The 12,359-nt window shown below is 39.8% G+C and carries 16 protein-coding genes; 8 read left to right on the top strand and 8 right to left on the bottom strand.

Features of this window, described 5'->3' with window-relative positions:
* The first annotated feature begins 148 nt into the window (after positions 1–148).
* The 6 genes from trpC to M2273_RS26165 all read left to right on the top strand — a co-directional run bounded on the left by trpC (position 149) and on the right by M2273_RS26165 (position 5,633).
* On the top strand, positions 149–931 hold the full coding sequence (gene trpC / locus M2273_RS26190) for an indole-3-glycerol phosphate synthase TrpC (protein ID WP_429400733.1): 783 nt from the start codon (positions 149–151) through the stop codon (positions 929–931).
* A 99-nt stretch (positions 932–1,030) separates the two neighbouring features.
* Positions 1,031–1,843, top strand: coding sequence for a DUF6597 domain-containing transcriptional factor (locus M2273_RS26185; protein WP_429400732.1), 813 nt, complete (start codon positions 1,031–1,033; stop codon positions 1,841–1,843).
* A 70-nt stretch (positions 1,844–1,913) separates the two neighbouring features.
* Complete coding sequence (locus tag M2273_RS26180) at positions 1,914–2,762, top strand: NAD(P)H-binding protein (protein WP_429400731.1); 849 nt, start codon at positions 1,914–1,916, stop codon at positions 2,760–2,762.
* Between the two features lie 136 nt (positions 2,763–2,898).
* Complete coding sequence (locus tag M2273_RS26175) at positions 2,899–3,675, top strand: hypothetical protein (RefSeq protein WP_429400730.1); 777 nt, start codon at positions 2,899–2,901, stop codon at positions 3,673–3,675.
* Between the two features lie 159 nt (positions 3,676–3,834).
* Entirely contained in the window at positions 3,835–4,653 is an 819-nt protein-coding gene (locus M2273_RS26170; protein ID WP_429400729.1) for an SDR family NAD(P)-dependent oxidoreductase, read from the top strand.
* A gap of 89 nt (positions 4,654–4,742) precedes the next feature.
* Positions 4,743–5,633 (top strand): helix-turn-helix domain-containing protein, encoded by an 891-nt coding sequence (locus M2273_RS26165; RefSeq protein WP_429400728.1) that lies wholly within the window; start codon positions 4,743–4,745, stop codon positions 5,631–5,633.
* 60 nt (positions 5,634–5,693) lie between these two features.
* On the opposite strand, the gene M2273_RS26160 is transcribed toward M2273_RS26165, so the two are convergent.
* Positions 5,694–6,269 carry a hypothetical protein gene (locus M2273_RS26160; protein ID WP_429400727.1) on the bottom strand — a complete coding sequence of 192 codons (576 nt, stop codon included), beginning with the start codon at positions 6,267–6,269 and terminating at the stop codon, positions 5,694–5,696.
* Positions 6,266–6,601: a PadR family transcriptional regulator gene (locus tag M2273_RS26155; RefSeq protein ID WP_429400726.1), complete on the bottom strand. Its 336-nt coding sequence runs from the start codon at positions 6,599–6,601 to the stop codon at positions 6,266–6,268. The genes M2273_RS26160 and M2273_RS26155 overlap by 4 nt, the downstream gene beginning before the upstream one ends.
* A 197-nt stretch (positions 6,602–6,798) precedes the next feature.
* Here M2273_RS26155 and M2273_RS26150 point away from each other — a divergent pair, with 197 nt between their 5' ends.
* Positions 6,799–7,209, top strand: a complete 411-nt coding sequence (locus M2273_RS26150; protein WP_429400725.1) for a hypothetical protein — start codon at positions 6,799–6,801, stop codon at positions 7,207–7,209.
* 18 nt (positions 7,210–7,227) lie between these two features.
* On the opposite strand, the gene M2273_RS26145 is transcribed toward M2273_RS26150, so the two are convergent.
* The 4 genes from M2273_RS26145 to M2273_RS26130 all read right to left on the bottom strand — a co-directional run bounded on the left by M2273_RS26145 (position 7,228) and on the right by M2273_RS26130 (position 10,287).
* Entirely contained in the window at positions 7,228–7,857 is a 630-nt protein-coding gene (locus tag M2273_RS26145; protein WP_429400724.1) for a hypothetical protein, read from the bottom strand.
* Between the two features lie 311 nt (positions 7,858–8,168).
* On the bottom strand, positions 8,169–8,696 hold the full coding sequence (locus M2273_RS26140) for an ester cyclase (RefSeq protein ID WP_429400723.1): 528 nt from the start codon (positions 8,694–8,696) through the stop codon (positions 8,169–8,171).
* A gap of 166 nt (positions 8,697–8,862) precedes the next feature.
* Positions 8,863–9,813, bottom strand: a complete 951-nt coding sequence (locus M2273_RS26135) for a class I SAM-dependent methyltransferase (RefSeq protein WP_429400722.1) — start codon at positions 9,811–9,813, stop codon at positions 8,863–8,865.
* Between the two features lie 96 nt (positions 9,814–9,909).
* Positions 9,910–10,287, bottom strand: coding sequence for a winged helix-turn-helix transcriptional regulator (locus M2273_RS26130; RefSeq protein ID WP_429400721.1), 378 nt, complete (start codon positions 10,285–10,287; stop codon positions 9,910–9,912).
* A gap of 99 nt (positions 10,288–10,386) precedes the next feature.
* On the opposite strand from M2273_RS26130, the gene M2273_RS26125 reads away from it, so the two are divergent.
* On the top strand, positions 10,387–11,055 hold the full coding sequence (locus M2273_RS26125) for an NAD(P)H-dependent oxidoreductase (protein ID WP_429400720.1): 669 nt from the start codon (positions 10,387–10,389) through the stop codon (positions 11,053–11,055).
* 43 nt (positions 11,056–11,098) lie between these two features.
* Here M2273_RS26125 and M2273_RS26120 read toward each other — a convergent pair whose 3' ends face one another.
* Together M2273_RS26120 and M2273_RS26115 are read right to left on the bottom strand one after the other, a co-directional pair.
* On the bottom strand, positions 11,099–11,458 hold the full coding sequence (locus tag M2273_RS26120; RefSeq protein WP_429400719.1) for a hypothetical protein: 360 nt from the start codon (positions 11,456–11,458) through the stop codon (positions 11,099–11,101).
* 190 nt (positions 11,459–11,648) lie between these two features.
* A complete protein-coding gene (locus M2273_RS26115; protein WP_429400718.1) occupies positions 11,649–12,335 on the bottom strand; it encodes a DUF4397 domain-containing protein in 687 nt (228 codons plus the stop codon).
* Positions 12,336–12,359 lie beyond the last annotated feature (24 nt).

Raw genomic sequence — 12,359 nt, 5'->3', positions numbered from 1 at the left:
TCATCCTGAACTTGTTTCAGGATCTCTCAGGGCAGCTGGCCATTTTGTTGTACAGCTTTGCATGTGGGATGCCGAAACAAGTTCGGCATGACAAAATTATTTTTTAAACTTTAAACAAATAAATTCCCCCTTTAGGGGGTTAGGGGGCATGACAATACTTGATAAAATAGTTGCTTACAAGAAAAAGGAAGTAGCATCTGCAAAAAAGCGTACTTCATATGTAGAGCTGGAAGAGTCTGAATATTTTCACCGGGAAACCTATTCGTTCAAAGAGTTTTTGCTTGACCCCACGCGCACCGGGATCATAGCCGAATTTAAACGCAGATCGCCTTCAAAAGGCATTATTAATGATAAAGTGAGGGTTAGCGCCGTTACTAACGGCTACGCCAATGCAGGCGCCTCTGCTCTATCTGTTTTAACCGACCGCAATTTTTTTATGGGCCGCAAAGCCGATCTGGTTAAAGCCCGCTCAGTAAATACTATCCCCATCCTGCGTAAGGATTTTATGATAGACGAGTACCAGGTTATCGAGGCCAAATCATTGGGCGCCGATATTATTTTGCTGATCGCAGCCATACTTACTCCCGCCCAAATTGATACCATGGCTACGCTGGCCAAAAGCATAGGTTTAAACGTGTTGCTTGAAGTGCATAATCTCGAAGAACTGGAGCGCAGCATCCACCCCAAGCTGGATGCAATAGGTGTAAACAACCGCAACCTGGCCGATTTTACCGTATCGGTTGAAACATCGTACGAACTGGCCAAACACATTCCGGCCGAGTTCATGAAAATATCAGAAAGCGCTATCAGTGACCCTGAAACCATCAGGCATTTAAAATTGGCCGGTTTTAATGGCTTTTTAATTGGCGAAACCTTTATGAAACAACCCGATCCGGGCGAGGCGATGAGGGATTTTGTAGCGCAGTTATAAATTGGAGATTCAACTGTAATAAACTGGCATTTGCATAGTCAAATATAAAATTGCTAAATTTATGTAAGCAATTGTGGTACAATCAAATGCCTTAAAGCGATGAATTATTATCAAATTCAACCACCAGATCATCTTAAAGCATACATCAGAAGTTGCTGGGTTCTGGAAAGCGCTAATGCCCAAACTTCGCCACAATTTTTCAGAACAATGGCCGATGGTTGTCCTGGGCTTATTTTTCAACCATTGCATAAGGGCATATTATCCCAGGGCGATAAAAAACTAAGCGATGTTTTTCTGTTCGGGCAAACCACCCGCCATGCCGAATTGAATTTAACCGGAATGTTCAACATGCTGGGTATTTATTTTTATCCCAATGCGCTTAAATCCATATTTGGTTTTAATGCCGAAGAATTAACTAACTCATGCCTTGATATAAATGATCTGGCAAAAAGAAAAGAACATCAACTTTCAGAGCAGCTTTTGAATACAGCATCAGTACATGATCAATTCAATATATTATTTGCTTATTTAACCCAGGAAATCAACCATAACTTCAGGCATAACCATATGATGGAGTATGCTATGGCTCAAATACTGCAGTCAAAAGGAGCTGTTTCGCTAAGAGAGGTACAAAAATATTTACAGCTTTCTGAAAGGAGCCTGGAGCGCCGGTTTAAAGAATACATTGGCATCCCGCCTAAGTTGTTTTCACGCATTTGCCGTTTTCAGGCATCCCTGGGCCATCTGCGTAATAACAATTATAATAAATTAACGGATGTTGCTTTTGAGAACGACTATGCCGACCAGTCGCACTTTATACGCTCCTTTAAGGAGTTTGCCGGTTTTTCGCCGGTCCAGTATCAAAAAAAATCACAGGAGATCGTCGAAAATCTATCCGCACTCTCCAATTAAACGCCCACTGTCGGTTTTGTTCTATTTTCTGAATTTGGGCTGATATAGTTTTGTTAAAAAAAATAAGACTATGAAAGATCAACAAAACACCGAAAGGAAAATACTGGTATTGGGTGGTACCGGAAAAACCGGAAGCCGTGTTACAGACAGACTTAAACAAATGGGCTACAACGTAAGGGTTGGAAGCCGATCAGCCGAAATACCTTTTGACTGGAACAACCAGAGCACCTGGCTACCTGTATTACAAGGCATGGATGCCGTGTACATTACCTATCAGCCAGACCTGGCTGTTCCCGGCGCCGAAGACAGCATCAGGGCATTAAGCAAATTAGCCGTAGAATGTAAGGTTAAACAATTGGTTTTATTATCGGGCCGGGGTGAATACGAAGCACAACAATGCGAAAAAATTATAATGGATGCCGGCACCGACTGGACCATATTACGGGCAAGCTGGTTTTGCCAAAACTTTAGTGAAAGCTACCTTTTAGATCCCGTATTAGCCGGGCACGTAGCGCTCCCGGTTGGCAACATACCCGAACCTTTTGTTGATGCTGATGATATTGCCGACGTAGCGGTTGAGGTACTGACCAACGATGGGCATTCCGGGCAGTTATATGAACTTACCGGTCCGCGTTTATTAACTTTTCAGGAAGCTGTGCATGAAATAGCGGACGCCACCGGCCGGCCTATCCAATATGAGCAGATCTCCATGAATGATTACTCGGCCATGCTTACTGAGTACGAGGTGCCGCAGGATATTATATGGCTGATCACCTACCTGTTCACCGAGGTTTTGGATGGCCGTAATGCCAGCCTTACCGATGGCATACAGCGCGCCCTGGGCCGCAAACCAACAGATTTTTCTGAGTATATCCAAAAAGCTGTGGCTACTGGTGTTTGGCAGGTTGAGGAGGTTTAAAAAGCAAAAAGCTCCGGCCATATGGCCGGAGCTTTTTAATATAATTAGGGTTAAACTATCATGGTTATTTATAATCATAAGGATATAATGGGATGCATAACATCCCTTATTTTATTCATAAACCAATCCTTATAATATGCAGTTTAAACCTGTTTTTTTGCTGACCATTCTATTGAGTCTCAACACATTTTGCAAGGCGCAAATTTTCTCAGATATTGATCCTGATATTTCGGCACAAAAAACCACTGCCAAATCTATTGATATCGCTAATGATGAAATTATTCTTTACCTTTTAATAAATGGTAACATCCCGCTAAAAACCGGTATAAGGGGAGATTTTGATTACATGACCCAATTTGACGGTTTTGATAATATTGGCAAGCTGAAATCAATTGGCAACAACGCCATCACTTATTATGACAGATACGATCTGAATGAAAATTATGGCAAGCTTAAATCAATTGGTAATATCCAAGTCACTTATTACGACAGGTATGATCTTGATAATATTGGCAAGCTAAAATCAGTTGGCAATATTGCCATTGCCTGGTATGACAGGTTTGATGCTGCCGATAATTATGGTAAGCTAAAATCAATTGGCAATATGCAGATAGCTTATTATGATCGGTTTGATGGCTTTGCTAACATTGGTAAACTAAAGTCAATTGGCAATATGCAGATAACTTATTATGACCAGTTTGATGGCTTTGATAACATTGGTAAGCTAAAGTCTATCGGCAACACTAAATTCACTTATTATACCCGGTTTGACGGCCTTGATAACATCGGTAAGCTAAAATCAATAGGTAACGCGGCAATCACTTATTTCGACAGGTTTGATATAAGTGAAAACAAAGGCAAAATTAAGGCGATCACAGGAGATATTACAAGTTCCCGTCTTATCAAAAGGTAAGTACATCCCCATCTACTTATCCTGCTCTAAAAAGTAGCTTTAAATCCCTCACATAAAACATCAATACCCTAATATGTATCTGTTTTCCCCTTTTTTGTATAAATCTGTCTGAGCCTCCTCCTATAGCTTTGTATCATATTTAATTTCAATAATTTAACAATGGCAAAGACAATTTTTATAACCGGAGCATCCCGCGGATTTGGTAGGCTCTGGGCCGAAGCATTCCTGAAACGTGGCGACAAAGTAGTAGCTACCGCACGGAACCCTGAAACCCTTAATGACCTGGTTCAGCAGTATGGCGACGCTATACTTCCCATTCAATTGGATGTAAATAATCGCGAAGCCGATTTTGCAGCAATCGAAAAGGCAAAACAACATTTTGGCACTATTGACGTGCTGATCAATAACGCTGGCTATGGCCTGTTTGGCGCAATTGAAGAAACCAGCGAACAGGAAGCCCGCGAACAGATAGAAACCAATGTATTTGGTTTGTTATGGTTGACCCAGGCTGTGATACCCGTAATGAGGGCACAAGGACATGGGCATATCATCCAGCTATCAAGCGTTTTGGGTGTAGCTACCTTACCGGTTTTAGGTATTTATAACGCTTCAAAATTCGCGGTAGAAGGACTGAGCGAAACCCTGGCAACTGAGGTTAAAGGTTTTGGAATAAATGTATCCATAGTTGAGCCGAACGGCTTTGCTACCGACTGGGGGGGCGCTTCTGCAATACATACACAATCAATGCCCGAATATGAAGCCGTAAAAGCCGCTTTCGCCGAGGGTGCAACTCCTGAATTTTTTGGAGTGCCTGAAGCAACATCCGAAGCTGTGCTTAAACTGGTTGATGCCGAAAACCCTCCGCTACGCCTTTTCCTGGGCAAAGTGGCTTTACCATGGGTAAAACAATTGTATGCACAACGCCTGGCATCATGGGAAGAATGGCAGGATGTAGCGGTGGCGGCCCACGGAAAATAATCAATGCTAATTTTACTTTGATCATACTAAATACCATGGCATAATTCATACTTTTAATAGTGTGAATTATGCTTTAATTATTTTCAACCATGAAACATTATAAAAGCCTGGGCCAACTGAATCGTGAAAACGGATTCCCGTTACCTGAAAATCCGCTGCTTAGCCTGGTACATTGCAATAAAACCTGTTCCATTGGCGACAGGGCATTTACCAGCGATTTTTATATGATAGGGTTTAAAAAGCTGAAATCGGGTACCTTTTTATATGGCCGTACAAAGTATGACCATGACAATGGCTCCATGTCATTTGTAAAACCGCGACAGATAATTGAGCTGAAAAACCTTGAATTTGAAGAAGATGGCTTCCTTATCTTTCTACATGAGGATTTTTTAAACGGGCATGCACTACATTCAGAAATTAAAAAGTATGGCTATTTTGATTATGAAACCAATGAGGCACTGCACCTGTCGCCAAAAGAAGAGCAGATCATTTGGGAACTATTCAATAAAATTGAAACAGAATATTATAACAACCAGGACGAATACAGCAAGGATATTATCCTGGGCCACATTGATTCCATACTAAAATACTCACAACGTTTTTATAAAAGACAGTTCATTAACCGTATTGACCTGTCAGGAAAAATGGTGTCCCGGTTTAACGAAGCGCTTTCGCAGTATTTTGAAAAAGGATTACTGCATACAAAAGGGTTGCCTACCGTAAAACTGATGGCCTCTGAGCTTCATTTGTCGCCAAATTACCTCAGTGACCTTTTAAAGCAGGAAACCGGCAAAACAGCGATGGAACTGATCCATATTTTCCTGATATCTGAAGCAAAACATCTGCTAAAGGGTTCGGATAATAACATTGCCGAAACCGCCTATTCCTTAGGTTTCGACAATCTCCCTTATTTTTCAAGATTATTTAAAAAAGAGGTTGGTATCAGTCCCAACCAGTTTAAAAAACAAGTTTTAAATTGAAAATAAATTAAGTATAGCAAATACATAGCATAGCAATGTATAGATATTCAAAAAAGGATCTTACCTTTTCAATAAACGAAATATGAGGGTGGTTAAAGAGTAAAACACACCCATTAACAGGAATACAACCGGAATAAACAGGTCTCCAAGTAACTCAGTAGCCGCCTCTGGCAGGTCAACCATAAAACCAAATGCAACAAAATGCTCCCCTCTAACAAATAAACCGGTATGGGTTGGTGAAACTAATTTGAAAACTATCAGTGAGCCAAAAGCCAACACCAGCATATAAGCAAAAGCCAGTATGAAGTAGCCTATACCATTAAAAATATTCAGATATAGAGCCTGCAAAACATGTTTGGGATTAAAAGACTGGGTAGCCTGGCGCACTTTTTTAACTGCAACAATCGGCTGCAGTGCCACTTCGGGCGCGCCCAATTTTTCAAGGGCATCCATGAGTACATCAATTTCATTTTCGGGCAAGGCGGTATGTGTGGCCTCGTAAACATGACTGTTAAGTTCCATCTGCATCTCAAGCTGGTCAGCTGTCGATAATATACTGATGCTTCTGTTAACCCTTTTAAAATAATCGTCATAGATCTTTTGGGCCGTTGGATTGGTAAAAATTATTCTCTTCATTTTTGAATTTTATGTATAGCGATTTCTAATGCCGACCAAATTTTCTTCATTTCAGCTAAAGTTGCTTTGCCATCCTTGCTTAATGTGTAATATTTGCGGGGTATGCCCGATTCCCGCTCTATCCATTTGGAATCCACGATCCCCTCTGTTTTTAACCGGTTTAATAAAGGATACAATGTACCTTCGGCAACTTCAAGTGTGGTATGAATTTTTATTTCCTGTACAAGCTCATAGCCATAATATTCCTTTTCCTCAAGAATGATAAGAATGATATAAGATAGCGTCCCTTTCTTTACCTGGGAAAACCAGTTTTGAACAAATTCAATATTCATACAACAAATATAATACATAGCAATACAATGTACAATAGATTGCTATGTGCTTTTTTATTGTTTTGCAGCTTAGAGTCGACTAACCAACAGCCAGTATTTAAGTTTAAATGCCTTTGTATTGATCAATATGCATAACATATTGCCGTTTTATACGTATAATGTTGATATAGTGGTCCACTTAGTACTGACTGAAAAATATGAGAAAAGCAATTTTCTTAATGACATTTACCCTGCTGTGGTGTTTAACTGCCTCTGCCCAGCATGCCATACGTGCTAATCGGGTTGCCAAACATATTGGCGAAAAAATGACCGTTGTTGATAGTATTTCTGACGTTAAAACCCATAATGGTTATGTAGATATAAGCCTGGGTAAAGAAAACAGCAAACCTCTGCTTAAAGTAATACTTAATTTAACCCCCAAATTCAAACTTGATGAAGGCGATTTAAAAAATCTTAATGAATCTTTATTAGAGGTAACCGGCGATGTGGTGTTGGTAGGGAAGCAGCCAACCATTTATATCACCAATAAAGAAGATCTTTTTTTCTTTGCCTCTGCTGTAAATCAGAAATGGCAGGTATTATCCCAACTTCCGGATAAGAAAAAATAAACGGCAAGCCTGGTAACATTAATGTGTGATAGCGCCTGCCGATTTTAAATTGATCCCCTTATCATCGGGATTATTCAGGGCATCAATTTTGGCCCTGTGCCTTTTAACCAGAATTTCGGTTTGTATTTCATTACAGGTAAAAACGGCTACCCCCATGTCCATCCTAATTTCATAATTTAAAGACAGGCTAACCGCCCTTGATTTCCAATCATAAATATCAACATAATCATCGGGCTTGCTGGTGAACAAACCATAATCAGCTAAAAAACCCCGTAAAACCTTATAGCCTTCAGATCTTTTGAAAAAAAGATAAATATTAACAATCTTATTTTTATAAACACGTAAACCTATTGACTCCATATACAAAGCCTCACCCATTTTTAATACATCAGCATTTGTATATAGATAACTTAGGCAGCTATCGGTATCTATCTGGTTATTATTATCAAGGAATGATAAATCTCCACCGGATAGCTCACTAATATCTGATCCTAATTTAATGCCATTAAAACCATTACATGCTTTTAAATATTCAATGGAGCCGGGTCTTTTTAACTGGGCAGAAACAAACAAAGGGGATGAAAGTAAAGCTATGAATAAGCTTAATTTAAAGGCTTTATAATAATATACATTTATATAATTGAACATGTTTATTAACTCACCTTACTTAAGAGATTAATTATTACAACAATTAGTCCTAAATTAATTATAGCGTTTTATGGCCCTTCTAAAAGTAAAACACTCTATTTCCGATGCCGACTGGGGAATATATTCTACAATATACAAATTCCGAATGGTAGTTACGAAATAGGTAAAATTCATTTTACCGGGTTATTTAAATAAGAAGTCGGTATCAGTTTAAAAACAAGTTTTAAATTGATGAAAGATAAACTTCATAAACACAAAAAGCCTTCAGTATTTAACCTGAAGGCTTTATACATAATTGCCACTTTAATTAATTACTTTTTAGCCGGCGTAGGGATTCCCAATTGTGAAAAAAAAGTTGCTTCAGATTGTATAGACCTGTGCGAAGTCATTTTTCCCTCTTTGTTAAAGCTAAAAATATCGACATCGGAGGTTTTAAATGATTTTTGCGTTGGTTTCATGCCCATGAATGCATTCTTAAAGGTACCGCTCCATAAGCCGGTTACAACTACGGTATCACCCTGAGCTATAGCCTGTAAATCTTCGCCCTTAAAGTCGGGGAAAGCCGCTAAAAAGCTTTTCAGCCCGGTTTTGATCGAGTCCTGATTCGTCATGGGTTTGGATTCGCCATTTCCATAATCTACAAAATCGGGGGCGCAATCTTTAAACATTGCCTCCACATCTTTTTTAATAAGAGCCTCCTCTGCGTTTAGGGCGGCTTGTTTATTTCTTGCTGTTAAAACCGCGGTGCTATCGCTTCCGTTTACCGTAGAACTGGTTTTGCTGTTGCATGCAGATAAAAAGCAGGCCAATACGGCCATGCCAATGATAATTCTTCTCATGGTTTTAAGTTTTAGTGTATTATAAAATTACCATTAAAGTTTTACAATACAACAAGTTAGCATATACAATAGCTGTAAAACTATTGTATTACGTTTCCCATGAAAACGTGAAATAAAATTTCAATGCGATGGTAACACCTACCATAGACTGAACAACGCTTCAATTTTATAAACTGGTAAAAACACCCAGTTTATAAATATTATCATCTTTAGGAGCTGCAAAATCCAGCCAGCTTTGTAAGGCGACCTGCGCAGTGCAAGGCCCATACGTAATGATTTTAATTTTCCTTAGCAGGGATTCTTTCTTCAAAACCGCTAAAACTTCTTGCAGAATTTCACCCTTGAAGGGCGTAAACATAAAAAATACAGTTCCTTCAGAATAGTCTGCCTTCCGTGCGTCAACATTTATAAATGACACGTTCGATAAATTAAGCTCCGCCGCACAAGCCTTCGCATAATCGCAAAAAGTCGGCTCAAACTCTATACCTTTTGCTGTAACTCCGGCAAGAAGATTTACCAGGATGGCTACCTGACCCAGTCCAGAGCCTAAATCAAAAAAAACGTCTTCTTTCGTGAAGTGCACTTTCTCTACAAGTTCGAAAACTATTCTGGCTGGTGTTTTTTGGTAATATACCATTTCCGGTTCCAAATCTTTAGTCTGCTCCGGCATAGTCTGAAAGGGAGATAACCCATTGATAAAGATATCAAGGTTATCATAACCTATTTCTTCCTGGTAATTGTTAGGATCCCAATTAAAATCGACATATTCATTGATCAGATTTTTGAATCCTTTCCCTGTATACCCCTCTGTTTTGATCTTTGCCTGAAGCCTTTGAAATAGGTTAATATCAATTTCTTCCAGTTCAGACTTTATTTTTTCAGCACGATATTTTAGTAAAGTCAGTTCATCTGGTTGATCTGTTTTTCGCAGGAGTTCTTCAATCTGATCAATAATTTGAAACTCGATGAGATCTATAATCTCTATGCGTTTATCAAAGTTTTTCTCTTCATAAAATGCAGCATTTTTCTCTATCGCCTCGATATGTGATTGCATTTCAAAGATCGCCGGCTTTGCTGAGTGATCACAATTAATAATGTCTGATTCCTTCTTAGTCAATTTAGTATTTTGATTTAAACAAGAGCGTGCTCATAATTTCAAGCACACGTTTGTTCTACAAAAAAAGGACTTTTTATCACTAAAAAGAAAAACCAATCAGTATTTAACTAATTGGCTTTCTACCATTTTACGATGCGCAATTCCCCAATGCTCCAGTTGTTTCCATACAGGCGCTAAGGCAACCGCGCTTTCAGTTAGTTCGTATTCAACTTTTAAAGGCACTTCCGGATATACCGTTCTTATAATCAGTCCGTCACGTTCCATTTCCTGTAAATGTAAGGTCAGCATGCGGTCAGTGATGTTTGGCATAAGCTTTTTGACATCCCCGTAGCGTAGTTTTTTATTTTCGAGCTTATACAGGATCAATAGTTTCCATCTTCCTGCCAGCATATTTAGCGCATAGTTCATTCCGCAAAAGTCTATCAGTTCGTTCCGGTTCCTGTTATTGGTAGATGTTGGTTTTATTTTACTCATTACTTACATTTTTGTATGTCACACACAATAGGTTGCAGCAAATCTAATTTACGGATCGCCTTATAATTTTGCAGCAGACATTAAAATTAAGACACAAAAATGAATATACTTATCATTTATGCCCATCCCGAACCGCAAAGTATGAACGGCGCCATGTACCGCACTGCCATAACGCACCTGAGAGCGGCCGGGCACCAGGTTAAAACCTCCGACCTTTATGCAATGCGGTTTGATCCGGTTTCCAACCGGGAGAATTTCAGCAGTGTTCGTGATCCGGCCTTTTTTAAACAGCAACTGGAAGAGATCTATGCCACCGAAGTTGGTGGCTTTGCCAATGAAATTAATGCCGAGCAGGAAAAGGTAGAATGGTGTGACCTGATGATCTGGCAGTTTCCTCTATGGTGGTTTGCAATTCCCGCTATTCTGAAAGGCTGGGTAGACCGGGTATTTGCCATGGGGCGTTTTTATAAGCACGGGCACTTTTATGAGACCGGGCTCCTGAGCGGTAAGAAGGCGATGCTTTCACTAACCACTGGCGGCCCGGCCGATCATTATTTAAAGGCGGGCTTCAACGGCGACCTTGACGGGATACTGAAGCCATTACACCGCGGTGTTTTTGAGTTTACAGGTTTCATGGTATTGCAGCCCCAGGTAATTTACGGACCAGTACGGCAATCACCCGAGGAGTTATCAGCAGAACTGGAAAACTGGAAACGTCGGCTGGACCAGATCTTCGATGAGCAACCAATTACAATCGGGGCTTACTGAATAGCCTCACCCGCTCAGTCTGATTTAGCATTTTAGCAAGAGATCAGGATGTAAGTTTTTTTAACAAACCGGGAAGATCATTTATTTCAAAAGGTATCGAAATAAAACCATCGGCATAACGATCATTTATATTTTGTTCAGCCTGTTTTAAGGTCGAAAACAAGATCACCGGAATGGTTCTGGTCGGCTCATTGCTTTTCAGGTAGCTGCTTATCATCTCACTGTCTTCACCCCACATATCGATATTCAACAAAAAAACATCGGGCAAATTTATGGTATCCAATAAAAGCAGATCTAAAAGCTCAGTGCTTCCCTCCGCTTCGTATCCTATGGTTTCAAGAAAAACAATTATCAATTCTATTCGTCCGGGGTCGTCATCCGCTATATACACTTTTTTGCTCACGGTGTTCTTGTTGTTTTTATATCAAAGATAAATGATTGTCCGGTAGCAGTTTATGAAACCCGGATATTTTAAGGTGTATCACCTTTACGGTAAAACACCGCTTACTGTAACATTCATTTCGGGCAGTTTGCAATAAAAAGCCGTACCGTTAAAAAACAATACGGCTCCAGGCTTTCCCAAACTCAATTCCTTAGTTATGCAGAATCTTGTTCAACAGGAGGCTGCCGTTAGCCGAATCGATCAGGTATAGCGTATAAATTTTACCGGCCTGCAGATCCGTAACGTCGAAGTTCCCAATATTACTCCTTGATGCGGTGCCTGAGAATTGGACAGAAAGAGTTCCAGGATCTACATATTTATAACCGCTCGAAATATTTCTGGCCAAAGTAGTCTCCAGGTTATCTCCCGACGAATTTTTTATAGTGATAACAGAAGGTGCTTCATCACTTAGATGGATAAATTTGATCTTTACCTTGCCGTTATTGGGGGCAGCCAGATCGTCCTCAAATGACTTCACCCTGGCCGATGATCCTTTTCCAACCATGTACACGGTAAAACTTACACCATTAGCGGTATAAAGCGAACCAGATGCATGTACGTTATTTGTACCCTCATCTTTAAACTCCATAACCATATTTTTCCCGGAAGGGGCGGTAATATATGGAGAGGCATCACCAAAAGTCAATCCGCCGTTCACCAGCACAGAATTTGCCAGCGTAAAACTTTGTGGCCCCGAAGCAGACGCAGCGTTCACTACTTTGATATTGAATTGGCCCGAAGGATCTATGGTATTTTTTTTACATGATGAAAAGCTTATGGCTAATACCACCAGGGCTATGCCTGTGAATAGTTTTCTGTATATTGATATTGTTTTCATTTCTTTTTTATTGATTTTTAATAT

The organism is Mucilaginibacter lappiensis, assembly GCF_050433765.1.
In the GTDB taxonomy this organism is placed as follows: domain Bacteria; phylum Bacteroidota; class Bacteroidia; order Sphingobacteriales; family Sphingobacteriaceae; genus Mucilaginibacter; species Mucilaginibacter lappiensis_A.
The sequence above is the reverse complement of the archived record's forward strand: the minus strand, read 5'-3'. Positions and strand labels throughout refer to the sequence as shown.